Source organism: Comamonas sp. C11 (assembly GCF_024496285.1).
GTDB lineage: Bacteria > Pseudomonadota > Gammaproteobacteria > Burkholderiales > Burkholderiaceae_C > Comamonas > Comamonas testosteroni_F.
The window spans coordinates 3,993,208-4,018,065 of sequence record NZ_CP101743.1 but is presented as its reverse complement, the minus strand read 5'-3'; the positions used below and the strand labels follow the sequence as shown (position 1 = coordinate 4,018,065).

Genomic DNA, 24,858 nt, shown 5'->3' with positions numbered 1-24,858 from the left:
TTTGAAACTTCAACTTTCCGGCTTGTAGCTCTGTCCCAGCGAGGCGGGAGAGTTCAGCTTGATCGTGGTCTTGTTGCGCGATATCAGCACCAGCACGACGATGGTGGCGATATAGGGTAGTGCGGACAGCCATTGCGAAGGGAGCTCCAGCGCCAGGCCTGAACCTTGGACGAACAGCTGGGAGACCAGCACGCCGCCGAACAGATAGGCGCCGACCAGAATGCGCAGGGGGCGCCAGGTGGCAAAAACCACCAGTGCCAGCGCAATCCAGCCCCGGCCTGCGACCATGCCGTCCGCCCACAGTGGCGTGTAGAACACGGACAGAAACGCTCCGCCCAGACCGGCCATGGCTCCACCATAGAGCACTGCCATGTAGCGGATGGCGATCACCGGGTAGCCAATGGCGTGGGCTGCGGTGGGTGATTCTCCGACGGCGCGCAGCACCAGACCTCCGCGGCTTCGATCCAGAAACCAGGCTGTTGCGGCTGCCAGTACCCACGAACCGTAGACTAGCCAGTGCTGGTGAAACAATGCGGTGCCCAGAAAAGGTATGTCCCCAAGTATGGGAATGGTGGGAACGGGCACGGCCGTCAGTGGTGCTGATTCATAGGACTTGCCCAAAAAGGCCGACAGACCCACTCCGAAGATGGCCAGGGCCAGCCCGCTGGCGACCTGGTTGGCCTGCATGGTCAGGCACAGATAGCCGAAGATTAGCGCCAGTGCTGCACCTGCAAGCATGCCCACTGCGGCCGCGGCCCAGGGGCCAGCTCCTGTAAAGGCAGCGGCAAAAGCCGCAACCGCGCCCACGGACATCATGCCTTCTGCACCAAGGTTGAGCACACCAGAGCGTTCGACGACCAGCTCGCCCAGTGCGACGATGATCAGTGGTGTGCCTGCGACCAAGGTGGCCGCCAGGATGGAGGAAATCAGCGAGGTATCCATGGTCAGGCCCTCCGGAGACCGCCTTGCCAGCGCAGACGGTAAGCAATGAACAGATCCGAGGCCAGCAGGAAAAACAGCAGCATTCCCTGGAAAACCTTGGAGATGGAGGACGGCAGGTTCAGTTGCTGCTGGGCTTGCTCGCCGCCCAGAAAGAACAAGGCCATGATCAGGCTGCTGGCCAGGATACCCACGGGGTGCAGGCGTCCGACAAAGGCCACGATGATGGCTGCAAAGCCATAGCCGGCGGAGATTTGCGCCGTCAACTGGCCCATGGGACCTGAAACCTCGGTCATCCCGGCCACGCCGGCCAGCGCGCCGCCAGCCAGTAGCCCGACCCAGATGGCCTGCTTTCCCGAAAAACCGGCATAGCGAGCGGCATCAGGTGCCTGGCCACCGACCTGCATGCGAAAGCCCTGCATGCTCAATTGCAGAAACACATAGCCTGCCAGCAGCACAAACAACGCCAGAATGAAGCCAGCATGCAGGCGTGTACCTTCGATCAGCACGGGCAATAGCGCACTGTCGCCAAAGCTGCGGGTTTGGGGAAAGTTGTAGCCGTCAGGGTCCTTCCATGGGCCATAGATCAGCCAAGATGCCAGCAACTGGGCTACATAGACCAGCATCAGCGACACCAGGATCTCATTGGTGCCAAAGCGTGTGCGCAACCAGGCTGGGATGGCTGCCCACAGCGCCCCGCCCAAGGCGCCGGCCAGCACCATCGCGGGCATGGCCCAGAAAGCGATTCGGTCCCCCACCATCAGCGCAATGCCGCTGGCAAACACGGCGCCAAGAATGAACTGACCTTCTGCGCCGATATTCCAGACTCCAGCACGAAAGCCGATGGCAAGCCCCATGCCGATCAGCATGAGCGGTGTGGCCTTGAGCAGCAGCTCGCTTAGACCATATAGGTCACTGATGGGCTGAATGAAGAAGGCATGAATGCCTTGCAGCGGTTTTTGACCCAGCGCAGCAAAAAGCAGTGCTCCGCTGAGCACGGTTAGCAGCACGGCCAGCAGTGGCGACAGCCAGCGCATGGAGTGCGAGGCTTCGGGGCGTTTTTCAAGCTTGAGCCACACGGTAGACCTCTCTTTCTGTAGGAAGAGTGGGCGGTGCGGCCTGGGGAAGGAGAGCACTCTCTTGAGGCCACATTCCGCTCATCCACAGGCCTATGGTCTCGACATCGGTCTGGTCAATGGCAACCACGGGAGATAGGCGGCCATCAGCAATCACGGCAATGCGGTCGCAGATTTCGAATAGCTCGTCCAGCTCTTCGGAGACCACCAGCAGGCTGGCGCCGCTGTTTCTCAGCTCAATCAGCGACTGGCGAATGAAAGCTGCCGCTCCCACATCCACGCCCCAGGTGGGCTGGGCTGCGATGAGTACTTGAGGCTTCTGCATCAGCTCCCTTCCCACGATGAGCTTTTGCAGATTGCCACCCGAGAGCGAGTTGGCAGGCGCTTGCGGTCCTGAGCATTTGACGTGAAAGCCTGCTATACAGTTCTGCGCAAACTGGGTCACCGCGTCTCTGCGAATCAGACCACGCTGCAGCAGGCCTTGGTCATAGGCAGTCAGCAAGGTGTTTTCGGCCAGGCTCATGGCTGGAACCGCACCACGTCCTAGACGTTCCTCCGGAACAAAGCCCAAGCCTTGTGTGCGGCGGCTGGCGCTGTTCAGGTGCGCGACTGGCTGGCCATTGAGATGAATCATGGCGGCATCGCGCGGCGGAAGCGGGTCTTCTCCCGATAGGGCAAACAGCAGCTCCTGCTGGCCGTTGCCGGACACTCCGGCAATGCCCAGGATTTCACCGGGCTTGAGGCTAAAGCTGATGTCCTGTAACGCAGTGCCGAAAGGGTGGCTGGCAGCGCGGGACAGAGAATGAACCTGTAACCTGGCAGTATCTGCCGTATTTGCCATGGGCTTGGGGCGCTGGCAGGGCACCAGCTCCTTGCCAATCATCATGCGGGCCATGGAGGCTGGTGTCTCCTGGGCCGGAATGCAATGGCTCGTCACCCGGCCGCTTCGCAGAACAGTGGCACTGTGGCAAAGTTCTTGAACTTCATCCAGCTTGTGGCTGATATAGAGAATGCTGCAGCCTTCATCGGCCAGCTGGCGCAGGGTTTCAAATAGCTTGCGCACGGCCTGCGGCGTGAGTACCGAGGTCGGCTCATCCATGATGAGTAGCTTTGGATTTTGAAGCAGGCAGCGGATGATTTCCACGCGCTGGCGCTCGCCTACGGAGAGGGTGTGCACCAGCCGCAGCGGGTCTATGGGCAAGCCATAGCGCTGGCCGACCGCATGAATGCGCTGACACAGGTCAGCCAGGTCGGGGCGACCCGGCAAGGCGAGGGCCACGTTCTGCACGACGGTCAGTGTCTCGAACAGCTGAAAATGCTGAAACACCATGCCAATGCCCAGTGCGCGAGCCAGGCCGGGGCTGCCCATCTGCACGCGCTCGCCCTGCCAGTAGATCTCTCCGTCGGTTGGAGTAGTCACCCCATAGATGATTTTCATCAGCGTGGACTTTCCCGCGCCGTTTTCGCCAAGGATGGCTTGAATTTCACCGGGTGCCACGACCAGGTCGATGCCATCATTGGCAACCACGGAGGAATAGACCTTGCGAATGCCTCGCAGCTCCAGCTGGGGTTTGCCTTGAGAAGGGATAAGGCTTGGCATATCAGGCCGCCTTTTCTAGAGCGTGAAGGGATGGCTCCTGGCTGGTGCTGGCGTTAAACAGAACGTTCAGCAGCACGGCGGTGAAGGTGCCCAGCAAAATCCCGTTCTGGCAGAATTTGGCCAGCAGATCTGGCAGGCGCATGAAGAAGCGGTCCGCGACCAGAGGAATCATGCCCATGGCCAGGCTGATGGCCACGATGTAGGCGTTCTTGCGGTTTTCGACAAAATCCACATGGCTGAGGATGCGCACGCCCGTCGCAGCCACCATGCCGAACATCACCATGGCTGCGCCGCCCAGATCATACTGGGGAATGGATGCGGCGATGAAAGACAGTTTGGGAAAGCTGCTGATCACGATCAGCATTACCCCGGCTGTTACGCAGACCCAGCGGCTGCGTACCCCGGTGACCTGCACCAGTCCGATGTTCTGCGCATAGGAGGTGTATGTGAAGGTGTTGAAGATGCCACCCACGATGGCACCAACACCATCGGCGCGGAGGCCGCGGGCGATATCGTCTTTCTCCAACGGACGCTCCACCACTTCTGAAAGTGCCAGGAACTGGCCCACGCCCTCGATCATGATGACAATCATCACCACGCACAGCGTGACCGTGGTCATTACGTCAACGGTGGGAATGCCGAAGTGAAACGGCGTGATGATGCGTACCCACTGTGTGGCTTGCATGCCCACGAAGTTGACCTGGCCTGATGCCAGCGTGATCAAAAAGCCAACGGCGATGCCGATCAGGACGGCAATGTTTGACAGAAAGCCCTTGCACCAGGCAATGATGAAGAGAATGGTCATCAGCACGATGCCGGAGATGGCTATGTGCGAAGGAATGCCATAGGCTGGGTTGTTGATGGGGCCGTTGGGGCCGGGGATGGTGGGGTTTCCACCCGCTGCCCAGTTGATTCCCACGCGCATCAGCGAAATGCCAATGATCAGAACGACGGAGCCGGTGACCACGGGTGGAAACCAGCGCAGTAGACGGCTGACATAAGGAGCAACTAGCAGCGTGAATATGCCCGCTATGATGACTCCGCCAAAAACCGCTCTAAGACCTAGCCCTGGTGTGCTGCCTGCTGCAATAATAGGAGCGACTGCGGTGAAGGTCACTCCCATCATCATGGGCAGGCGTATGCCCACCTTGCCAATGCCCATGCTCTGGATGATGGTCACCAGCCCGCAGCAGAACAGGTCTGCTGCGATCAGGAATGCTGTGTCTTCTTTGGTGAGCTTGAGGGCGTTGCCAATGATGAGGGGAACGGCAATCGCCCCCGCATACATAACCAGCACATGCTGCAGTCCCAGTGCTGCTAGTTGGGGCAAAGGCAGTTTTTCATCGACTGGATGTACTGCGGGCGGACTATGGTTCGGGGTGCTCGTCGTCATGGTTTGTCTCCTGAACAGGTTTCGAGCGGTCTGGAAACACCTGGCTTTTTCAGCTCTGTGTGTCCCAGACGGTTTAAGGCTGTCTCATGTTTCGTTGCGCAGGCTGGAGAGAATCAAGGGTTGAACACGCCGCATGGCTTCGGGGCTGATGCGTGCTCGCAAGCCGTCGAACTTGGGTCCCCGCGTGGCATCGATGCCAAGGCGTGAGGTAGTTCCATCGGCGGAAGAGGAAGGGTCCAGAGGGCTGCCAGGTAGTCCGTCCACCATGAACAGATCTTGGTGCGGCTGGAAATGCGTTGCCATGGCCCAGAGCACTTCTTCATCGCGGGTGATGTCCACATCCTCGTCAACGGCAAACACTGTCTTCAGATATGGGTCCCAGCCCAGCAGGCCCAGCATGACCTGGCGTGCTTCTCCGGGGCGTGATTGCTTGAGCGCGATATATGCGTGGAAGTGCGTTCCGGAATTGGGGTAGTGCACTGCAGTCACGCCTGGAAAGCGCTCCTTGAGCTTTTCCACCATTTCGGACTCTCTGGGGATACGGCCCAGATTCAGGTGCTCGGCCGAATTGCCTCCCACCACATCGAGCAGCCAGGCATCGCTGCGCTGCATCAGGGCCTCGACCTTGAAGACGTTGTTGGTGGAGCGGTCCGAGGAGTAGCCGGTGAATTCGCCGAAAGGCCCTTCTTCGGCGCGCATGCTGGGGTCAATCACGCCTTCAAGAACGAACTCAGCATGGGCAGGCACGGAAATGCCGTACTTTGGCGTTTTGACGACTTGCAGCGGCGCACCGATCAGCCCACCCGCCACGTGGCGCTCATCGATGCCATAAGGCAGGCGTGCAGCCGCGGCCAGCATGAACAGCGGATGTGCACCGATGACCATGGCCACTGGCAGGGGTTTGCCTTGGGTTTCGGCGGCCCGCAACATGCGCCAAAGGTGACCGCGCGAGTGCAGGCTGGTGGCGATCTCCGTTTCTGAGTGAACCATGGAGCGGTGATAGCTCACATTGCTTATGCCATCGAACTCGGAAATCAGAATGGAGTTGGTGATGTAGGGGCCGCGATCACTGGCGAAATGCTTGATGGTCGGGATATCGGTATGCAGATTGATCTGGCTAGTCTTGACTTGCTGCAGGACTTTGCCGTCCTGAATCAACTGCGGCTGCAGCAGGTTTCTGCTGCGAGCTTGGTATTCGGCGTGCAGGCCTGCTGCGCCCACTCCGCCCAGCATGCGGCCCACGCGTTCACGTGAGGCAAACAGATTGGTAATCAATGGGCGCTGCAGGTCGTCAATCTGGTTGAAGCGTAGCAAGGGGTGAAGACCTTGAGCGGCGAGGGACCAGACGATGGCAGTGACATCCTGGTCCCGACCGGCGGGGTGGTCGATGGACAGAACATCCTCCGGCCAGCTGTCGGCATAGGCTGCATAGAAGTCGTGCAAATCCTGACCGGTGTCCATCATTGTTGTTCTGGCATTCATCGAGTGTCTCCTCGGCAAAGCGAAACGGGGAGCCAGTGATTGCTGGCACTTTCTCTGTATGGGATGCCCACCGCCCGTAGGCGATGGGCGAGAGCCGCACTACTTGGCTGCGGCGAAGGTCATGGCTTCTTTTCTTTCGACACCTGCGTAGGTGGCTTTCAGACGGGCCTTTGCGCCTTCCTGGTTTTTCGGCGGAGGTGTGGTTTCAATGCCCACCAGTCGCGCAATGTTGTTGCCCAGGTAGTCTTCCAGCGTGTCTTCGTCGAGGTCGATTCCGTGCGGTGCGGGGCGGCACAGCATTTCCAGCTCGCGAAGCCACATGCCAGGCTCGTTGGGAGGGCTGTCCGTGCCGAACACCAGCTTGTTGCGCGGTAGTTCCTTGGCAAACTCGGCAATGCGCGCCTGGAAGCACCAGCCGGATTCGACATAGACATTGGGAGTGTCCATGGCCATCCAGAAGGTCTCGAACGAATAGTTGCCACCCGTCTGAATGCCAAAGTGCGCGATCACGAAGTTCACCATGGGGAACTCGCGAATGATCGGGTAGAACATCGTGGGAATGGTGAACGGGCCGTCACCGGTGTGGATCAGCACAACGATGTTGTACTTGGCGCAGACCTTCATTGCCGGGCGCAGCCATTCCAGCGCGCGATCAGGCCGGTAGCCATGCATATTGGCATGCAGCTTGATCATCTTGAAGCCATAGGCCAGATGGTGGTACTCGATTTCGGCAGCACCGTTTTCGGGCCCCCAGCGGGGGTTGTAGGTGAAGTTGCCGATGAAACGGTCAGGGTACTTCTGAGTGAGCTCGGCAATGTAAGACATATAGTCACGGATACCGTCACGGCCGCGGCGGTTGCCATCACGGTAGCCGGTATTACCGGGCGGGGGCTGGATGAAGCCCATGTCGATGCGGCGCGGCTTGCCGTTGATCATGTAGGGACCATCCATGAGCTTGAGCATGCGCTCGCCATTGAAGGGCGTACCTGTGTGGCGCCACGCCTCGTCCACCAGATTGGTGGGGTGCAGGTGAGTGTCGATAATCATTTTGTGTCTCCTGGCTTGAATTAATACAGTTCGATCACGGGCTGGCGCTCGGCCTTGTGGCCCAGCATCTGCTCAGCCTCCTCAAAGGTTCGAGGGGCTGGCGTGGGTTCGATGCCGATCATTCGGGCGATGTTGTTGCCCAGGTAGTCCTCTAACGTTTCCTCGTCGAGGTTCATGCCCTGTGGGGGGTTGGTACACAGCACTTCCAGCAGGCGCAGCCACATGCCGGGCTCGTTGGGTGGGGTGTCGGTGCCAAAAATGATCTTGTGCTTGGGCAGTACCTTGGCAAACTCCACAATGCGCGACTGCAGGCACCAGCCGGATTCGCAATAGACATTGGGCAGATCCATGGCGGCTTGGAAGGGCTCAAAGCAATAGACACCGCCGGTCTGCACGCCGAAGTGGGCCATGATGAAGTTCACCTTGGGGAACTCCTGAATCATGGGAATCCATTCGGAGGGGATGCTGTAGGGGCCGTCGCCCGTATGCAGCTTTACCGGCACACCCAGCTCGGCGCATTTTTCGAAAGCCGGGCGCACCCAGTCCAGCGCGCGGTCAGGCCGGTAGGCATGCATATTGGCCTGCATCTGAACCATCTTGAAGCCATGCTCCTTGACATAGCGCTCTATGGCTTCGACGCCGTTCTTGACGCCGCAGCGAGGGTTGTAGACAAAGCAGCCAATGAAGCGGTCGGGATGCTCCTGCACGCATTTGAGTGTGTAAGCCATGTAATCGTCGATGGACTCGCGGCCCGACTTCTCACCGTCGCTCCATGTGTAGATGGTGTTGCCCTGGGGCGGCTGGATGAAGGCCTTGTCGATACGGCGGGGTTTGCCATTGACGTAGTAGGGGCCATCCATGGTTTTGAGCAGCCGGTCCACGGTATAGGGTTTGCCGTCGTGCCACCAAGCCAGGTCAACCTGGTCGGTGGGGTAGCAACTGATGTCGATGATCATGTGTCTCTCCTTCTGTGATGACGGTTGAAGCGCTTCAGGCGGCTTCCTGAGCCTCGATGGAAACCAGGTGGCGAGTGAGTGCGCTTTGCAGTTGCGAGGCATTGAGATGGCGACCAATGAAGACCAGCTTGCTGCCGGGTGTTTCATCCCACCAGGGCAGGGCGGGCTTGAGTTCGAGCAGGCGGTGAACCCCTTGCAGCACATGGCGGCGGTCATCGCCTTGCACATGCAAAATTCCTTTGACGCGGTAGATGTCGTCGCCGTGTTCGCTCAGCAGTGCATTGAGCGTGGGCATCAGGGCATCGATATCGAAGGGCCGGTCAAAGGTGAACGACACGGAGTTCACGGACGGGTCGTGTGTGTGAGCATGGTCAGCGGACTGGCTAATGGCCGGCAGATGATCGTGTTCCTGGTGCGTGCAATGCTCATCGCAGGCATGGGCACCGATATGGCCGCCAATGGCTGGCCTGTGCAGAAAGTCGGGGTCTGTCATGGACAGGGCATCGGACTCGTATGTCTGCAATCCCAGAATCTGGGAGAGGTCCACTTGGGCCTGCACAGTGCGCATCACAGGTGCAATGCTGTTGAGTGTGCGGATGCGGCGCTCCAGCTCCTTGAGCTCGGACTCGCCGACCAGATCGGACTTGTTCAGCAGGATTCGGTCTGCAACCACAATTTGCGTGACGGCCTGGTTGTCATACTCGGCCAAGGCTGGATCGTCCAGGTGAGGCTGGACGTGTACGGCATCTACCAGAGTTACGATGCCGTCCAGCATCACTTTCTTGGCCACGTCGTTGTCCATGAAGAAGGTGGCGGCCACGGGCGAGGGGTCCGCCAGTCCGCTGGTCTCCACCAGGATGTGGTCAAACTGGTCCTTGCGGTCGAGCAGCTTCTGCAGAATCTGCACCAGATCGTTGCGCACATCGACCACGCAGCAGATGCATCCATTGGCGACCTGGAAGATTTCCTCTTCGGAGGCCATCACCAGATCGGAGTCCACATCTATTTCGCCGAACTCGTTTTCGATCACAGCGATGCGGTGACCATGCTTTTCCGTGAGGATGTGATTGAGCAGCGTCGTCTTGCCAGCCCCCAGAAAGCCAGTGAGTATGGTGACGGGAATGGGGCGTTCAGAGGTCGAGGTCATGTGTAAGCTCCTTCTGTGACACGGTGGCTTTGCGCAGTCCGGGCTTTGAGCGCTTGCAGCACTTGCTCGGGACGGATGGGGTAGTGACGAAAGCGCACGCCGATGGCGTCATACACGGCGTTCACGATGGCCGGACCGATGGCGATGATGGGGTCCTCACCCACGCCTTTGGCGCCATACGGCCCGCCTGGATCGGGCGCGGTCTCCAGCAGCACGGTGCGTATCTGAGGCATGTCCATGGACAGCGGCATCTTGTAGTCGACAAAGTTGGCATTCAGTGAGCGCCCGGTACTCATGTCGATCTGGTAGTCCTCGTAAAGCGTGTGACCTATGCCCTGCTGTATGCCGCCTTCGATCTGGCCGGCAGCCGCAATCGGATGGATAACCTTGCCAATTTCATGCACGGGTACAACCTGCAGTACCGTGATCTGGCCGGTTTCGGTGTCCACGCTGACCTCGGCAAAGTGGGCCGCGAAGGAATAGGCCTTGGTCGGGTGGTAGGTGGCTGTGCCCACCAGTTGCGCAGCCGGAATGCCTTTGCGCGCTGCGACGGCATCACGCACGCTCATGCTTTTGCCATCGGGGCCACATATCACGCCCTGTGACACCTGGAGGTTGGAGGCTGCAGTGTCAAGATAGCCTGCAGCGCGCTCCAGCAGTTGCTCTTTGACCTTCGCTGCCGCCATCTGGGCTGCTCGCCCACCCATATAGGTTGTGTGGCTGGCAAATGCGCCAATGTCCCAGGGAACGACGTCGGTGTCTCCATGCATGACGCTGACGGCTTCAAAGCACAGGCCCAGCTCCTGGGCCACGATTTGTGCCAGCGCCGTATGGGCGCCTGTGCCCAGACCAGCGGTGCCCGTCAGCAGCACTACCGTGCCGTCTTCATTCATCTTGACGATGGCATTGCCTTGCTCCTTGATGCCGGGGTAGGCGCTGCTGCCATGCATTTCGCAGCCCATGCCCCAGCCCCGGCGTACCGGGCCCTCTTTCGGGCTTGAGCCACGCGGCCAGTGCACCTCTTCCATGCCGCGGCGTATGCAGTCGGGCAAGCCGTGGCCTACGATGAGGTGGCCCGAAGGGGCCAGATCGCCCTGGCTGACGGCATTCATCAGCTTGAGCTCTGCCGGGTTCATGCCCAAGACCTGCGCCGCTTCATCAAGCTGCAGGTCCAGCGCAAAATAGGTCTGAACGACGCCATAGCCGCGAAACGCACCAGCGATGGGGCTGTTGGTATAGACGCATAACCCTTCCAGGTCCACGTTCTCGCAGCGGTACAGCGATGTCAGGGATGCTGTGCCCACGTTGGTCACGCCCGGGCCATGTGAGCCGTAGGCACCTGAGTTGAAGACCACGCGGGCCTGGCGCGCGGTGATGCTGCCGTCCTTGCGAAAACCCTGTTTGAGCCAGATCTTGAAGGGGTGTCGGGTGCGGCCTCCGAGGAAGGTTTCTTCCCGAGAGAACTCCATGCGCACAGGGCGGCGCGTCTGTTTGGCTAGCAGTGCGCAGAGGAACTCGCTCTGGAACAAGTCCTGCTTGGCACCGAAACCGCCGCCCATATGGTGCAACCAGCACGCGCACCTTGTGCAGCGGCAGGCCCAGCACTTCGGCCATGATGCCGCGCACCATGAAAGCCGTCTGCGTGGAGATCCAGACCGTGAGATTGCCGTTGCCATCCCACTGGCACATGCAGGCGTTGGGCTCCATATAGGCGGGAGTAGGGCGGCCGCCTTCATACTCGCCTTCGAGGACAAAGTCGGCTTCCTCAAAGCCTTTGACGATATCCCCGCGCTGTACCCGAACCGGTGGCAGTACCAGGTTGCCACCAGGCTCTCGGTCGTGAATGCGTTGGGAGGCTGGTGCGGCCAGAGCTTCTTCGGTGGTGAAAAAAGCCGGAAGTAGCTCATACTCGATATCAATGAGATCAAGAGCCTGCTCTGCAATTTCTTCGCTTGTTGCCGCGACCACGGCAACACTTTCACCCCAGTACCTGACCTTGCTGTCCAGAATGTACTGATCGCAGGTGACCGATGCAGAGCGTGGGTGTGGTGAGCCTGCGTGCAGCACGCGGGGTACGTTCTCATGGGTCAGAACGGCTTTCACTCCCGCGAGGGCCAGAGCCCGGCTGGTGTCGATCTTCACGATGCGGGCATGGGCGACATTGCTGCGCTTGGTCCTGGCATACAGCAGGCCGGGCAGATGCATGTCAGCCACATATTTGGCATCGCCTGTGACCTTGGCCAGCAAGTCGTTGCGCCTGACGCTGGTTCCGATGATGGATTTTGGGCTCATGATGCGCTGGCCTCCTGTGCGACGGGGGCGGCTGCGGCAATGGCGTCCAGAATTTTGGTGTATCCCGTGCAGCGACAGATGTTGCCGGCGATGGCAAAGCGGATGTCTTCGGTGCTGGGGCAGGGGTTCTCGTCCAGCAAGGCTTTGGCTGCAATCAGAATGCCGGGTGTGCAGAAGCCGCATTGCGCCGCGCCGCATTGCATAAAGCATTCCTGCAAGGGATGGAGCTTGCCGTCTGCACCTTGCAGACCTTCAACGGTGGTGATTTCGGCGCCCTGGGCTTCTGCAGCCAGAATCAGGCAGGCGTTGGCAGGGCGGCCATTGAACAAGATGGTGCAGGAGCCGCATTCGCCCACATCGCAGCCTTTCTTGGTGCCCGTGAGGCCCATCTCGGTGCGCAGCGCGTCCAGCAGACTGCGGTTGGGTGCGACATCGAACTCCAGCAGGTCACCATTGACCGTGCAGGAAACATTGAGCTTGTTCATTGTTGTGCCTCCTTGATGGCTTGTGTCAGTGAGCGAGCAGTCAGCACGCGCACCATGTCCCGGCGGTAGCCAGCGCTGGCGCGCACATCGCTGATGGGTGTCGCTGCAATAGCTGCCGCCAGACTTGCTGCTGCGATATCTTGTTCATCAGGTATGCGCCCCTTGAGCAGAGCCTCTGCGGCTGCAGCCCGCAAAGGCGTGGGCCCCACTGCGGCAAGAACGATGGATATGGAATCCACTTTTCCTGCTGCGTTGAGCGTCACGCTGACCGCCACGCCGACAGTGGCTAGTTCCATCTGGCTGCGTCGGCCATGTTTGATGTAGACCTTGCCGGTGCGCTGAGCCGGTGCGGGAAGCTGGATATGGGTGACGATTTCATCGGTCGCCAAGGTGGTGCGCCCCCTGCCTTGCAGAAAATCTTCTACCCGGCATTGGCGCCGCCCTTGCGTGCCGTAGATGTGCAGCACGGCATCGTCGGCAATCAGTGGCGGCAGGCTGTCTGCCGAAGGCGAGGCACGGCAGACATTGCCCACCAGCGTGGCGCGGTTGCGGACCTGGATGGAGGCGAAGTCTGTGCAGGCCTTGGCCAGACTGGCGTAGTGCTTGAGTGTGATGTCCGAGGTCTCGATCTGTCGGGTGGTCACCAGTGCGCCCAGGCACAGACCGCCTTCCGCAGTGAAACTGAAGTCATCCAGGCCCGGAATCTTCTTGATGTTGACCACATGCGACGGTGCTCGCGCATGCTCTTTCATCATCACCAGCAAATCCGTACCTCCGGCCATCAGGCTGGCAGTGCCTGCGCAGCTTTGCAGCAGTTCTGCGGTCTCCTGCAGGCTGGCGGGTTCTGCATACTCAAAGAACTTCATGCTTGTGACTCCTGTTTCATGAGACTTCGCTGCGGCGGATGGCCGAAAGCCCTTGCCAGCGCTTAACGGTGTTCACTTCAATGTCGAAAAGATCCAGAACCCGGCCCAGCGAGTGGTCCACCATCTCGTCGAGATTGGCTGGGCGGGTGTAGAAGGCGGGCACCGGCGGGGTGACGATGGCGCCCATTTCCGTCACGGCCAGCATGTTTCTGAGGTGGGTGAGTGTCAGCGGCGTCTCTCTTGCCATCAGCACCAGGCGGCGGCGCTCCTTGAGCATCACGTCGGCAGCGCGAGAAATCAGCGTGGAGCCAATGCCGTTGGCAATCTCGGCCAGCGTTTTCATCGAGCAAGGTGCAATCACCATGCCCAGTGATTTGCAGGAGCCGCTGGCAACGCAGGCGCCGATGTCTTCGTTCTTGTGAACCTGTGCCGCCAATGCGGTGACCTGAGACAGCTTGAGATCGGTTTCCGCGCCCATGGTGATTAGTGCGGCGCGGCTCAGGATCAGGTGCACATCAATGTCCGTACCCTGCAAAAGCTGTAGTAGCCTGTAGCCATAGATGAATCCGGATGCGCCGGAGATGGCCACGATCAGACGCTGACGGTTGAGCTGCTGCATCTTCATGAAACTCTCCAAGACATATGAAAGCCATGACCCCGGAACAGGCCTGGAAGGAAATCGGTGAGCGCTATGCGGTTCCCGGTCGCGCGGCTGAGCTGCTGCTGCAGCAGGACGAGCGCGGGGTGGATGTGGTTCTGGAGCTTTTCTGCGAATGCGTGCAGGCTCGTGGATTCCGGCTCGATGCCCGGGACAGGCAAGAGGCTGATGATTGCGTGCGCGATTGGCGTGCGCAGGTGGTGCAGCCACTGCGTCAGGTTCGCCGTGCGCTGAAGCCCATGATGGAGCGGGTGAGCGATGCTGCGCAGCTCAGAGCCCGGATTCAAGCGTCCGAGCTGCAAGCCGAACGCGTGCAAGTGGGGATGCTCTGTGAGTGGCTCGATAAATACCTGGCTCGATCTGCTGCGGCGAGTGCCGCTGGCTGCAAGATCTGAAGCTCCCCTTGAGAATATTAGGGTAGAGCACAGCATCCTGGCCTCCTGCTTAGGAAAACCGGCCCGACGAAGCCCTTTCGTCACGGGGATGAGTTAATGCTGGCAGAAGGTGAAGCTTTGTAAAACTATCGAAGGCTTATATATTCATTGCCGATTCATATGATTTGGCGATAAATACATGTCGATTACCCTACGTCAGCTGGAAGTGTTTGTCGCGGTTTCTGAGGAGGGTAGTCTCACCAGAGCCGGTGAATCGCTGGGATTGCCGCAGTCCAGCATCAGCACGCAACTCAAGGAACTGGAGGGGTTGCTTGGCCTCAAGCTCTTTGATCGTCACACGCGCATGCTGCGCCTGACCGAGGGCGGCATGCAGATACTGCCGCTGGCGCGCAAAACACTGGCAGATCTGGCGGCCATGCTCGACGGCTCAGCGCAGCTCAAGACGCTGGAGAGGGGGCGGGTTTCGATTGCGGCTTCTTCCATGCAGGCGGCTCTGGTGCTTCCCCGAATGGTCAAGTTCTTCTGCGAGATGCATCCGGGCATCAAGATTGAGCTGCTCGATGTTACCCAGGACGATGTCATCCAGATGGTCAAGGGCGGTGCTGTGGATTTTGGCGTGGGTACGGCATTTGGTGACCATGGAGATCTGTCTATGAAAACACTGTGGTCAGAACCTTTCTTTGCCGTGATGCCGCATGACCATGCTTTGGCGAAAAAAAGAAGCGTGACCTGGAAGGAATTGCAAAAACACCCCTTGATAGGGTCTCGCAAGGGAAATCCGGTAAGAACGGCGCTGGAGTTTTCTCTGGCTAGTGAAGGCGTGTCGCTGAAATACGTGCATGAAGTTGCACTGCCGCTGACCGTTGTCGGTATGGTTGCAGGGGGACTAGGTGTAGGTGTTCTGACGGGCTCTACCCGCCGCCTTTCGGAGTCGATGGGGCTCGTGCTTAAGCCCATTTCCCAACCTCGAGTGGAGCGAGAAGTCGTGCTGGTGCTTCATTCCGCGCATTCACTGTCTCCTGCAGCAAAGAAGTTCAGCGATGCATTGGTGAGTTGGACAAGTCTTAAAAGATCGCGCTTTAACGAGGAGGGCAATGATGGTCATTGCTTCTGCAATGTTTGCTATCAGTTTGGATGCGCACTAGAGCATCAGGTGTGATTCTGACCAGCGGTTTCTAGATGGTTGTCAGATCCCTGCTGATTGCGCACGTTCTTGCCGAATAAATCAGGCACTTTCATCCTCAAGGTGTTGAGCGTGGATTCAACTGATCAATGCAACGCAACGACTGCCTCCGGCGGGACATGAAGCAAGGACAGGGGGACTCCGCTGAAGCTCAGAAAGTACTGATGTGGTATTGCTGAAAGTCGGCGATAGCATGCACGAGATCGGCAAGCAGCCTGGCTGAGCACACCTCCGTTCACTCCGTCCTGAGTGGACCGGCCATCTGCGAGACGCCGATCGCGCTTGCAGCAGTCTCTGGCCAAGGGAGAGTCAATCGGCTGACACAGCGGTCAGGTAACCGGGAGATTGGCACTATCAAATTCTTGACAGCGAACCACCTGGAAGGCGTTAACTTGAAAAAATTTGACGAATGCGGTCTTTTGTAGGTGTCCGTTTTTATGGACTCTGGAGGGTGTTTACGACTTTAGTTCGACAGGGCTGCGCAAGTGATGCTCTGGAAGGCGCATGGATGCTCGGCCTGTGTTTACGACTTTAATTACCCAGAGCAGCGATTGTGGATGACCGATGTTTGCTATTAGAGATATAGCTTGTAGCGATTGTTAATGTTGAAATTTGAATGCTTTTCTTATTGAAATCAATTTGTAACTTGCGGTGGATGCTTTCATATTGGTAGCATTCTCCTGACTTACCCGCAGGCAGTCGCAAACGCTACGTTGCGCTGCAGCATGGGCGCTTAAAGTGGCCGCATCAATGCACAAGCAAGGAGCAAGACATCATGGCAATGGATTTTCAAGGTCGTGTGGCCATCGTGACGGGGGCGGGCGGCGGTCTGGGGCGTCTGCATGCACTGGCGCTGGCCAGGCGCGGCGCCAAGGTGGTGGTCAACGATCTGGGCGGCGCGGTGGACGGCTCGGGCGGCTCGGCCACGGCGGCGCAGCAGGTGGTCGATGAAATCCGTGCGGCGGGCGGCGAGGCGATTGCCAACGCGGCCTCCGTGACCGACTTCGAAGCCGTGCAGGCCATGGTCAAGCAGGCCATCACGGCCTGGGGGCGCGTGGATATTCTGGTCAACAACGCCGGCATTCTGCGCGACAAGAGCTTTGCCAAGATGGACATGGCGGACTTCCGCCTGGTCGTCGACGTGCACCTGATGGGCGCGGCCAATTGCTGCAAGGCCGTCTGGCCCTATATGCAGGAGCAGAACTATGGCCGCATCGTGATGACGACTTCGTCCACGGGCCTCTACGGCAATTTCGGCCAGGCCAACTATGGCGCGGCCAAGCTGGCCCAGGTGGGCCTGATGCAGACGCTGGCCATCGAAGGGGCCAAGCACAATATCCGGGTCAATGCGCTGGCCCCCACGGCGGCCACACGCATGACGGCGGGCCTGCTGCCCGAGCCGGTGCTGGAGGCCCTGAAGCCGGAGGCCGTGGTGCCCGCCATGCTGGTGCTGGCGCACGAGAGCGCGCCTACGCGCACCATCGTCTGTGCCGGCGCCGGCGGTTTCGAGGCGGCGCACATCACCATGACCGAGGGTATCTATCTGGGCATGGGCGAGACCGTCCCCGAGGAGCTGGCCGCGCGCCTGGCCGAAGTCACGGCCAGCGAGGGCCAGCAGGTGCCGGCCAGCGGCGCCGTCCAGGGACAGGTGGAAGTGGGCAAGGCCATGAAAGCGCATGGACATTGATCAAGGCCAAAGTCGCCGCATTTTTGGCCCTGTACGAGCGGCAAGAGCGGCTGGCGGTTGCGATTAGCACAGCTGAAAAAAGCCCTCTCGCGAGGGCTTTTTCTGTTTTGGAGTGAGCATGTGCTCATGTTTGGGTTGCTGTTAACCTGACAAACTTCTGGCAGAGGCCCTGGCTCTTGGCAGCTCAACAGGCCGAAAAACGTGGTTAAGCGGCCAGCCGCCATCGCGTTGCGTCTTGTTTCTCTATCATTCGCCGTCTGGGCGCGATTGGGCAGACGAAGTTTGTCGTCAGCGTCTTCACTAAGAAGGTAAGAACAATGAAGACATCGCAGGCCGCCGTGAATATGCCCACCGCCGAAAGGCTGCTGGGCATTCGTCGCGGCATCGAGAAAGAGGGGCTGCGGGCACTGGCCACGGGCTCGCTGGCCCTGACGCCGCACCCTGCGGAACTGGGCTCGGCTCTCACGCACCCGCACATCACCACCGATTACAGCGAGTCCCAGCTGGAACTCATCACCGGCGCACGCCTGGGTGTCGAGGAATGTCTGGACGAGCTGACCGAAGTCCATCAGTTCGTGCTGCGCAACCTCAGCGAAAGCGGCGAGTTGATGTGGAACTCCAGCATGCCCTGCCGCCTGCCTACGGACGAGACGATTCCGCTGGGCCGCTATGGCAGCTCGCACTCGGGCCGTTCCAAGAGTGTGTACCGCATGGGTCTGGGCCACCGCTATGGCCGCCGCATGCAGACCATCTCGGGGATTCATTACAACTGGTCGCTGCCTGGGGTGAGCAGCGACCAGTACTTTGCGCTGATCCGTAACTTCCGCCGCAACGCCTTTGTGCTGCTGTATCTGTATGGCGCTTCTCCCGCGCTGTGTCCCTGCTTTGTGGAAGGGCGTGAGCATCGCCTGCAACCGCTGGGCGATGGCAGGCATGCGCTGTATCTGCCCTATGCCACATCGCTGCGCATGGGACGCCTGGGCTATCAGAGCGACGCGCAGTCCAGCATCAATGTCAGCTACAACGGACTCGACGGCTATGCGGACTCGCTGCATGAGGCGCTGACCCGTCCTTACCCGGCCTACGAGCAACTGGGCGTGAGGAACCCCGGTGGCGACTACAACCAGCTGGGCACGGGCCTGCTGCAGATCGAGAACGAGTTCTACGGCACCATCCGCCCCAAACGTACTGTCAAGAGCGGCGAGCGCCCGCTTCACGCGCTGCGCGAGCGCGGTGTGGAATATGTGGAAGTGCGGCTCATGGACATCGATCCCTATGAAACCGTGGGCATTGCCCCGGCCACCATGCGCATGATCGACGTCTTTCTGCTGCACTGCCTGTACAGCGACAGCCCCGACGACACGCCCCAGGAAATTGCCGACCTCAAGCACAACCAGCATCTGGCCGCGGAGCAGGGCCGCGAGCCGGGCCTGAAGCTGGTGCGCAACGGCCAGCAGGTGCTGCTGACCGACTGGGCACAGGATGTGCTCGAGCAATGCCGTCCCTATGCCCAGGCGCTGGATGCTGCGCACGGCACAAGCGACTACAGCGCTGCGCTGGATCAGGCCCTGGCTCGCGTGCAGGATGCGCAGTCCACGCCCTCGGCCCATGTGCTGCAGGAGCTTACCGGCGCCTATGACAACCGTTTCATAGACTTCATGACCATGCAGTCCGCCAAGGCGCGCGATGCCTTGCTGGCCATGCCCTGGACGGCCGAGCAGCAGACACGCTACGAGCAGATGAGCCAGGAGTCGGTGACCGCGCAGCAAGCCATCGAGGCTGCCGACACCATGACGTTCGAAGAGTGGCGCCAGCGCTATATGGATCCAGCCAGCCTGCTGTAATTCTTGGAATTTGATAGCTGGGGGCGCTTGCAATCTCTGGGTTGCAGGCGCTTTTTTATTGCATTCGGTGCTGCGGCTGTCACGTCACTGTCATCTGTGTTTCATATCGTAACGATCAGCGGAGCACTGCGCTCCGCGCTTGATCGGCGGTGTGCTCATGTTGTTGAAGAAATTCCAGAACCTATCGGTGGCTCGCAAGATGTGGGCCTTGTTCCTGGGGCTGTTGCTGTGCAATGTGCTGGTGGCAGGCGGCCTGTTCAGCTATCTGCAGAATGTGGAGCAGCGGGTCAGCGCCGCTGTTCAGGCCACGGACAAGCGCATCAATCTTGCGCTGCGCTGGCAGGCGCTGACGCTGCAGAGCGTGGAGGCGGCGCTGGCCAGCGTGCTCTCTTCGGAAGAGCATCTGATTGCTCAGCTCTCGCAGAAAGCGCGTGGGCTGATGCAACATGCCGGTGGTCTGCAGCAACAGGTGCAGGCTGAGGCTCAGAGCGACGTCGATCGCAGCGGGCTGGCCAGGGTGGAGCAGGAACGCAAGGCAGTGCTCGATATCTACGAGCAGGCCTATCAGGCGCGTGATCTGGGCAAGGCCTGGGAGGCGCAGAAGCTGGTGGACGAACAACTGATCCCCGCTTCCAGGCGCTATGTCCAGGCGCAGGATGCCTTTATCGATGCCCAGCAGCAGCAGCGCCTGGACGCCGAGCAGCATGGCCGCGAGCAAACCGCCATCGCCAAGCGCATGGCCGTGGGCGTGGGCCTGTTCATGGGCCTGGTGGGGGCATTGCTGTCGCTGACGACGATTCGCTCCATCACCACGCCCTTGAGCGAGGCGGTGCAGCTGGCACAGACCATTGCTGCGGGCGATCTCAGCTATGCACCGCCGGCAACGGGGCGTAGCGACGAGCTGGGTCGGCTCATGCAGTCGCTGGCGCTGATGACTCGGCAGTTGCGTGGCCTGGTCGGCGAGGTGCAGGGGGGCGTGGAGGCAGTGGCTGCCGCATCCAGCCAGATGGCACAGGACAACAGCGATCTCTCCGATCGCACAGCCCATGCTGCAGAGCAACTCAAGGCCACGGTCAGCAGCATAGAAAACATGGTCACCCTGGTCACCCATTCGGCCGACAGTGCGCGCCATGCCGACCAGAGCGCGCGCAGCGCCGCCGAGGCGGCGGCCAGCGGAGGCAGCGTGGTGCAGGAGGTGGTTCGCAATATGGAGCACATGGCGCAAAGCAGCCAGCAGGTGGCGGCCATCGTGGGGGTGATTGACGGCATTGCCTTCCAGACCAATATCCTTGCACTGAATGCCGCCGTGGAGGCGGCGCGGGCAGGCACTCAGGGCCGTGGCTTTGCCGTGGTGGCGGCCGAGGTGCGCGAGCTGGCCCAACGCAGTGCCGAAGCGGCCAAGCAGATCCGCCAGCTCATGGAACACTCCACCAAGCAGATGAAGTCGGGACAGACATTGGCGCTGCAGGCCGGCCAGCGCATGGAGCATATCGTGCGCGATGTGCGCACGGTCAGCGGTCTGATCGCATCGATCACCGAGGCGGCTCAGGCGCAGAACCAGGGTATCGCACAGATCAGCGAGGCGGTGCAGGCGCTGGACCACATGACCAGCCAGAACGCCGGTCTGGTGGCAGAGTCCAGCGCGGCAGCGCGCGAGCTATTCCATCAGGCGCAAAGGCTGGAGGCCGGGGCGGGGCGCTTCCGTATCGACTATCAAGCGCTGGATAACGAGATCGCCGATATCGAGGTAGACGTCATGGAAAAAGAAGTCCATGTGCCTCGCCTGGCTGCGCTGGAAGCCGAAATGGCATAAATCCCGAGTAGCGGGTTTCAGGCGGCGGTCAGGGCTTGGGCCGCATCCTCCAGCCAGAAAGTCAGCGCACCGTAGTAACCTTCCCAGACGCAACCGTTGCAGCCGCGCCCGCAGCAACTCGTGGGCTCGGGAGGCGGCTGACGCAGTGTCACCGCCGCTGCTGCGGCGCGCTGCTGCCACAGCGCTATCTGGCTGCGAGCCTGGGTCAGCGGCTGCAGCAGGGCCGCATCGCTCATTTCTTGAAGCGAACCCAGAGAAACTGGGCTATGAAGGCCAGACCCAGCACCAGGGCGAACCAGCCCACGATATGGGACTGGGCAAACAGCTGGGCAATGCCGCTTTCAGGCTTGAACACCGGGGCCAGCAAGATGATGATGCCGATCAGTGCAATCGTCAGGCCCTTGATCAGAACTTCGTTGCGGGCTTTGGACTTTTGGGGGGCGGAGGGCAGGGGCATAAGCGAGCTGGCAGGTCAGAAAAGCAGAGGGAGATTATCCTTGCGCGCCTGAATTCACTGACATAAAAGGGTGTTTGCGCCCATTGCGCGCCCACACCCTGCAAAAAAGAAAGATCTCCGCTTATGGCCATCCAATGGTTTCCCGGTCACATGCATCTGACGCGTCAGGCCATCACGGAGCGCGTCAAGGAAATCGATGTGGTCATCGAGGTCCTGGATGCACGCTTGCCCGGCTCCAGCGCCAACCCCTTGCTGCAGGAGATGACGGGCCACAAGCCGCGCCTGAAGATACTCAACAAGCAGGACATGGCCGATCCGGTCCAGACCAAGGCCTGGATGGACTGGTACAACGCCCAGAGCGAGACGCGCGCCATTGCGCTGGATGCCTCGGAACCCGCTCCCACCAAGCGCCTGATCGAGCAGTGCAAGCTGCTGGCGCCTTCGCGCGGCGGTCTGGCCAAGCCCATGCGCGTGCTGATATGTGGCGTACCCAATGTGGGCAAGTCCACGCTGATCAACTCCATGAGTGGCAAGACCCAGGCCAAGACCGGTAATGAGGCCGGCGTGACCAAGCTGGAGCAGCGCATCGTGCTGGCCGACGACTTCTACCTCTGGGACACGCCCGGCATGCTGTGGCCGCGCATCATCGTGGAGAAAAGCGGCTACAACCTGGCTGCCAGCGGAGCCGTGGGGCGCAATGCCTATGACGAAGACCTGGTGGCTCTGGAGCTGCTTTTGTATCTGCAAAAGCACTACGCTCCCATGCTGGAGGCGCGCTACAAGCTGGGAATCTCGGCCGAGGAGATCGCAGCACTGCACGATGACGAGCTGCTGACGCTGATCGGCAAAAAGCGTGGTGCCGTGATGAGCGGCGGTCGCGTGAATCTGCAAAAGGCGGCCGAGCTGGTGCTGACCGACTTCCGTGATGTGAGCATAGGCCGCATCACGCTGGAGACTCCGGCCGAATTCGAGGCCTGGCTTGCCGAGGGCCAGCAAAAGGATGCGGAGCGCCAGGCCAGGAAGGACGCCCAGACCAAAGCGCGCCGGAGCGCGCGGCGGCAGCAGCAGCAGCGTTAGGCTGCTGACGACAAGCCCGATGCTGCCATGGCTGGCATGCGCTCAAGCCGGGCAGGCCGCGTGTCTGGGTTTTCAAGACCTGGCTCGCCAGACAATTGAACTAATTGGCAACTGCCCCTAGCATTCGTCATCCAGTCTGAATGCTGAAGGGCTTGCATGCGGCGTCATTTTGTCGAGGCCAGATACCGGTTGCCCATGCGTCGCATGGTGTGGCTGGGCTGTCTCTGGATGTGGGCCCTGGGCGTCTTGATGAGTCTGGTCTGGCTGCTGGCGCCCGCGGTGGACAACATGGATCTGGCCCTGTCCGGAGGCGTCATGCTGCTGTCGCTGCTGTGCATGGGGCTGGCCAAGGCCAGGCAGTGGGCCTGGGCCGTGTACTGTTTTGTCTGGGGCAACTGGCTGCTGAGCCTGCTCTGGGCCTGGCACACGGGAGGGCTTTATGGGCCGGCCGTGATGGCTTTCCCGGCCTGGCTGGTGGTTGCGGTCTGGGTGCAGGGCACGCGTGCCGCCCTGGCGATGCTGCTCCTGTCCACCCTCGTCGTCGCAGCCCTGTGGTGGCTGGCTCAGCAGATCGGCATGCCCTCTGCGGCGCTGTCTGCCACCGAGCATCTGCTGGCACTGATCCATGTGCTGGGCATGATGATGCTGGTGCTCATCATCTGCCTGCAGGCCAGAGCCAGCCTGGGACGGCGCGTACAGAAAAGCCAGGAGATGCTGGCGGCGCTGGAGGCCAGCCAGAACGAGCTGCGCAAGTTCTATCGGGCGGTCGAACAGAGTCCCGAGAGCATCGTCATCACCGACCCGCAGTTGAAGGTCATCTATGTCAACGAGGCCTTTCTGCTACGCTCGGGCTATACGCGCGAGCAGGTGCTCGGCCAGTCTACCGAACTGGTATCCACCATGGGCATGGATCGCAGTCACCGCCAGCGCGCGCTCAAGCAGCTGGCCACGGGCTCGCTGTGGCGCGGCGAGATGACCAATCGCACCAGCAAGGGCGAGGCCTTGCGCGAATCGGTGCAGGTGACGCCGATTCGCACGCCGCAGGGAGAGGTGGTCAATTATGTGGAGCTCAAGCGCGATCTCTCCGAGCGCGTGCTGGCCGAGCGGCGCATCCACGACCTGGTCTACCTGGACCCGCTCACGGGTCTGCCCAACCGCCATTCGCTGACCTTGCATCTGCGCGAACTGGCCCTGGTTCGGCAGGATGTCAGTCATGGCCTGCTGCTGCTGGACGTAGATCGCTTTTCCGTCTTCAGCGATGTGCATGGCATGCAGCACAGCGACGAGTTGGTGCAGGCCATGGGGGCCAGACTGGTCGAGGTGCTGCCCGACGATGCCTGGATTGCGCGTATCGCGGCTGCGGAGTTTGCCATTGTCTTCGACAACCTGCACAAGCATGTCCAGGGCGTGGAGGAGCAACTGCTGCTGTATGCGCAGACCTTGAAGAAGGCCTTGCAAAAGCCCTTTTCTCTCAATAGCTGGGTGGAAACCGAGTTTGTCAGCTGCTGCATTGGCGGTGCGGTGCTGGAGCCGGCCATCAAAGGCGGCAACAGCCATGACGTGCTGCGTTTTGCCAGTGTGGCCTTGCATGAGGCCAAGCTGGGCGGTCCGGGCAGTGTGGTGCTGTTCGAGCCGCGCATGGCCCAGGATGTGTATCGGCGCGTGCGCATTGCCAGAGATTTGTACCACGGCATCTCCGACGGGGAGTTGCGTCTGTATCTGCAGAGCCAGACCGATGCGCATGGCCACTGCGTGGGTGCCGAGGCGCTGGTGCGCTGGCAGCACCCCGAATGGGGGCTGGTAAGCCCGGGAGAGTTCATTCCGGTGGCCGAGGAGTCCGAGCTCATCGTGCGTCTGGGCGATTGGGTGCTGCGTCAGGCCTGCATGCTGCTGGCCAGGCCGGCCATGGCAGAGCGTGGACTGCGTCTGTCGGTCAACGTCAGCGCTCAGCAATTTGCGCATGACGACTTCATGGCCACGCTGGACAAGGTCTTGAGGGAAACCGGCGCCAATTCTCGCCAGCTGACACTGGAGATCACCGAAGGCACCTTGCTGCGAGATCTGGATCAGGCACGCCGGCGCATGCTGGCACTGCGCGGCCTGGGCATAGAGATTTCTCTCGATGACTTCGGGACCGGCTATTCCAGCATGTACAGCCTGCAGCACCTGCCGATTCAGGAACTCAAGATCGACAGAAGCTTTGTCAGCGGCAGCCATCGCTCCGAAAAAGATGCCGCCCTGGTGGAGGCCATGTTGCTGGTGGCGCGCCGCTTGCAACTGCGCGTGGTGGCAGAAGGCGTGGAACTGTCCGAGCAGGCGCTGCAGCTGACGCAGTGGAACGCGGACATCGTGCTGCAGGGCATGCTGCTCGGCATGCCCATGCCGCAGCAGCGTTGGCTGGTCGAGGTGCTGGGCGAGCCCGATGCCGCTGCCAAGATATGAAAAAAGCCCACAACCATTG

20 protein-coding genes and 1 pseudogene are annotated in these 24,858 nt (G+C 60.4%); 7 read left to right on the top strand and 14 right to left on the bottom strand.

The features are described from left to right. Nucleotides 1–9 precede the first annotated feature (9 nt). The 12 genes and pseudogenes from NOX35_RS18380 to NOX35_RS18325 all read right to left on the bottom strand — a co-directional run bounded on the left by NOX35_RS18380 (nt 10) and on the right by NOX35_RS18325 (nt 13,908). On the bottom strand, nt 10–942 hold the full coding sequence (locus NOX35_RS18380) for an ABC transporter permease (protein WP_182283591.1): 933 nt from the start codon (nt 940–942) through the stop codon (nt 10–12). Between the two features lie 2 nt (nt 943–944). After that, the gene (locus NOX35_RS18375) at nt 945–1,976 is read right to left on the bottom strand and encodes an ABC transporter permease (RefSeq protein WP_256496944.1); all 1,032 of its coding nucleotides are present in this window, start codon (nt 1,974–1,976) and stop codon (nt 945–947) included. Nucleotides 1,977–2,001: 25 nt separating this feature from the next. Further along, nucleotides 2,002–3,615: an ABC transporter ATP-binding protein gene (locus NOX35_RS18370; RefSeq protein WP_256494253.1), complete on the bottom strand. Its 1,614-nt coding sequence runs from the start codon at nt 3,613–3,615 to the stop codon at nt 2,002–2,004. Between the two features lies 1 nt (nt 3,616). Then, complete coding sequence (locus NOX35_RS18365; RefSeq protein WP_256494252.1) at nt 3,617–5,008, bottom strand: nucleobase:cation symporter-2 family protein; 1,392 nt, start codon at nt 5,006–5,008, stop codon at nt 3,617–3,619. A gap of 84 nt (nt 5,009–5,092) precedes the next feature. Next, nucleotides 5,093–6,490 carry a UbiD family decarboxylase gene (locus NOX35_RS18360; protein WP_371878494.1) on the bottom strand — a complete coding sequence of 466 codons (1,398 nt, stop codon included), beginning with the start codon at nt 6,488–6,490 and terminating at the stop codon, nt 5,093–5,095. A 99-nt stretch (nt 6,491–6,589) separates the two neighbouring features. Next, a complete protein-coding gene (locus NOX35_RS18355; RefSeq protein WP_256494251.1) occupies nt 6,590–7,537 on the bottom strand; it encodes an amidohydrolase family protein in 948 nt (315 codons plus the stop codon). A gap of 20 nt (nt 7,538–7,557) precedes the next feature. Then, nucleotides 7,558–8,493: an amidohydrolase family protein gene (locus tag NOX35_RS18350; protein ID WP_182283587.1), complete on the bottom strand. Its 936-nt coding sequence runs from the start codon at nt 8,491–8,493 to the stop codon at nt 7,558–7,560. A 34-nt stretch (nt 8,494–8,527) separates the two neighbouring features. After that, nucleotides 8,528–9,640 carry a GTP-binding protein gene (locus NOX35_RS18345; protein WP_256494250.1) on the bottom strand — a complete coding sequence of 371 codons (1,113 nt, stop codon included), beginning with the start codon at nt 9,638–9,640 and terminating at the stop codon, nt 8,528–8,530. Continuing rightward, nucleotides 9,637–11,932 (bottom strand): annotated as a pseudogene (locus NOX35_RS18340) (xanthine dehydrogenase family protein molybdopterin-binding subunit). The gene NOX35_RS18345 and the pseudogene NOX35_RS18340 overlap by 4 nt, the downstream one beginning before the upstream one ends. Continuing rightward, on the bottom strand, nt 11,929–12,417 hold the full coding sequence (locus NOX35_RS18335) for a (2Fe-2S)-binding protein (protein ID WP_182283584.1): 489 nt from the start codon (nt 12,415–12,417) through the stop codon (nt 11,929–11,931). Before NOX35_RS18335 ends, NOX35_RS18340 begins: the two are co-directional and overlap by 4 nt. Then, nucleotides 12,414–13,283 (bottom strand): xanthine dehydrogenase family protein subunit M, encoded by an 870-nt coding sequence (locus tag NOX35_RS18330; RefSeq protein ID WP_256494248.1) that lies wholly within the window; start codon nt 13,281–13,283, stop codon nt 12,414–12,416. Before NOX35_RS18330 ends, NOX35_RS18335 begins: the two co-directional genes overlap by 4 nt. Before the next feature lie 16 nt (nt 13,284–13,299). Further along, on the bottom strand, nt 13,300–13,908 hold the full coding sequence (locus tag NOX35_RS18325) for a UbiX family flavin prenyltransferase (protein ID WP_256494245.1): 609 nt from the start codon (nt 13,906–13,908) through the stop codon (nt 13,300–13,302). Nucleotides 13,909–13,934: 26 nt separating this feature from the next. Here NOX35_RS18325 and NOX35_RS18320 point away from each other — a divergent pair, with 26 nt between their 5' ends. The 5 genes from NOX35_RS18320 (at nt 13,935) to NOX35_RS18300 (ending at nt 20,863) form a co-directional block, all read left to right on the top strand. Beyond that, the gene (locus NOX35_RS18320) at nt 13,935–14,336 is read left to right on the top strand and encodes a TIGR02444 family protein (RefSeq protein WP_256494243.1); all 402 of its coding nucleotides are present in this window, start codon (nt 13,935–13,937) and stop codon (nt 14,334–14,336) included. Between the two features lie 178 nt (nt 14,337–14,514). Then, nucleotides 14,515–15,495: a LysR family transcriptional regulator gene (locus NOX35_RS18315; RefSeq protein WP_182283580.1), complete on the top strand. Its 981-nt coding sequence runs from the start codon at nt 14,515–14,517 to the stop codon at nt 15,493–15,495. A 799-nt stretch (nt 15,496–16,294) separates the two neighbouring features. Continuing rightward, complete coding sequence (locus NOX35_RS18310; protein ID WP_034376464.1) at nt 16,295–17,206, top strand: SDR family NAD(P)-dependent oxidoreductase; 912 nt, start codon at nt 16,295–16,297, stop codon at nt 17,204–17,206. Nucleotides 17,207–17,523: 317 nt separating this feature from the next. Further along, nucleotides 17,524–19,050, top strand: coding sequence for a glutamate--cysteine ligase (gshA, locus tag NOX35_RS18305; RefSeq protein ID WP_182283579.1), 1,527 nt, complete (start codon nt 17,524–17,526; stop codon nt 19,048–19,050). A 157-nt stretch (nt 19,051–19,207) separates the two neighbouring features. After that, complete coding sequence (locus NOX35_RS18300; protein WP_256494238.1) at nt 19,208–20,863, top strand: methyl-accepting chemotaxis protein; 1,656 nt, start codon at nt 19,208–19,210, stop codon at nt 20,861–20,863. A 17-nt stretch (nt 20,864–20,880) separates the two neighbouring features. Here the strand turns inward: NOX35_RS18300 and NOX35_RS18295 are convergent, their stop codons facing one another. Then, on the bottom strand, nt 20,881–21,099 hold the full coding sequence (locus NOX35_RS18295) for an oxidoreductase-like domain-containing protein (protein WP_182283577.1): 219 nt from the start codon (nt 21,097–21,099) through the stop codon (nt 20,881–20,883). Beyond that, nucleotides 21,096–21,320: a hypothetical protein gene (locus NOX35_RS18290; protein ID WP_182283576.1), complete on the bottom strand. Its 225-nt coding sequence runs from the start codon at nt 21,318–21,320 to the stop codon at nt 21,096–21,098. The genes NOX35_RS18295 and NOX35_RS18290 overlap by 4 nt, the downstream gene beginning before the upstream one ends. 123 nt (nt 21,321–21,443) lie before the next feature. On the opposite strand from NOX35_RS18290, the gene ylqF reads away from it, so the two are divergent. Then, nucleotides 21,444–22,397 carry a ribosome biogenesis GTPase YlqF gene (ylqF, locus tag NOX35_RS18285; RefSeq protein ID WP_256494237.1) on the top strand — a complete coding sequence of 318 codons (954 nt, stop codon included), beginning with the start codon at nt 21,444–21,446 and terminating at the stop codon, nt 22,395–22,397. A gap of 156 nt (nt 22,398–22,553) precedes the next feature. Next, nucleotides 22,554–24,839: a bifunctional diguanylate cyclase/phosphodiesterase gene (locus NOX35_RS18280; protein WP_182283574.1), complete on the top strand. Its 2,286-nt coding sequence runs from the start codon at nt 22,554–22,556 to the stop codon at nt 24,837–24,839. The last annotated feature ends 19 nt before the right edge of the window (nt 24,840–24,858 follow it).

What these genes read in the sequence shown, in the direction of transcription:
- NOX35_RS18380 (WP_182283591.1), bottom strand. Translation starts at nt 942, where the DNA reads ATGGATACCTCGCTGATTTCCTCCATCCTGGCGGCCACCTTGGTCGCA.
- NOX35_RS18375 (WP_256496944.1), bottom strand. Translation starts at nt 1,976, where the DNA reads ATGCGCTGGCTGTCGCCACTGCTGGCCGTGCTGCTAACCGTGCTCAGC.
- NOX35_RS18370 (WP_256494253.1), bottom strand. Translation starts at nt 3,615, where the DNA reads ATGCCAAGCCTTATCCCTTCTCAAGGCAAACCCCAGCTGGAGCTGCGA.
- NOX35_RS18365 (WP_256494252.1), bottom strand. Translation starts at nt 5,008, where the DNA reads ATGACGACGAGCACCCCGAACCATAGTCCGCCCGCAGTACATCCAGTC.
- NOX35_RS18360 (WP_371878494.1), bottom strand. Translation starts at nt 6,490, where the DNA reads ATGAATGCCAGAACAACAATGATGGACACCGGTCAGGATTTGCACGAC.
- NOX35_RS18355 (WP_256494251.1), bottom strand. Translation starts at nt 7,537, where the DNA reads ATGATTATCGACACTCACCTGCACCCCACCAATCTGGTGGACGAGGCG.
- NOX35_RS18350 (WP_182283587.1), bottom strand. Translation starts at nt 8,493, where the DNA reads ATGATCATCGACATCAGTTGCTACCCCACCGACCAGGTTGACCTGGCT.
- NOX35_RS18345 (WP_256494250.1), bottom strand. Translation starts at nt 9,640, where the DNA reads ATGACCTCGACCTCTGAACGCCCCATTCCCGTCACCATACTCACTGGC.
- NOX35_RS18335 (WP_182283584.1), bottom strand. Translation starts at nt 12,417, where the DNA reads ATGAACAAGCTCAATGTTTCCTGCACGGTCAATGGTGACCTGCTGGAG.
- NOX35_RS18330 (WP_256494248.1), bottom strand. Translation starts at nt 13,283, where the DNA reads ATGAAGTTCTTTGAGTATGCAGAACCCGCCAGCCTGCAGGAGACCGCA.
- NOX35_RS18325 (WP_256494245.1), bottom strand. Translation starts at nt 13,908, where the DNA reads ATGAAGATGCAGCAGCTCAACCGTCAGCGTCTGATCGTGGCCATCTCC.
- NOX35_RS18320 (WP_256494243.1), top strand. Translation starts at nt 13,935, where the DNA reads ATGACCCCGGAACAGGCCTGGAAGGAAATCGGTGAGCGCTATGCGGTT.
- NOX35_RS18315 (WP_182283580.1), top strand. Translation starts at nt 14,515, where the DNA reads ATGTCGATTACCCTACGTCAGCTGGAAGTGTTTGTCGCGGTTTCTGAG.
- NOX35_RS18310 (WP_034376464.1), top strand. Translation starts at nt 16,295, where the DNA reads ATGGCAATGGATTTTCAAGGTCGTGTGGCCATCGTGACGGGGGCGGGC.
- gshA (WP_182283579.1), top strand. Translation starts at nt 17,524, where the DNA reads ATGAAGACATCGCAGGCCGCCGTGAATATGCCCACCGCCGAAAGGCTG.
- NOX35_RS18300 (WP_256494238.1), top strand. Translation starts at nt 19,208, where the DNA reads ATGTTGTTGAAGAAATTCCAGAACCTATCGGTGGCTCGCAAGATGTGG.
- NOX35_RS18295 (WP_182283577.1), bottom strand. Translation starts at nt 21,099, where the DNA reads ATGAGCGATGCGGCCCTGCTGCAGCCGCTGACCCAGGCTCGCAGCCAG.
- NOX35_RS18290 (WP_182283576.1), bottom strand. Translation starts at nt 21,320, where the DNA reads ATGCCCCTGCCCTCCGCCCCCCAAAAGTCCAAAGCCCGCAACGAAGTT.
- ylqF (WP_256494237.1), top strand. Translation starts at nt 21,444, where the DNA reads ATGGCCATCCAATGGTTTCCCGGTCACATGCATCTGACGCGTCAGGCC.
- NOX35_RS18280 (WP_182283574.1), top strand. Translation starts at nt 22,554, where the DNA reads ATGCGGCGTCATTTTGTCGAGGCCAGATACCGGTTGCCCATGCGTCGC.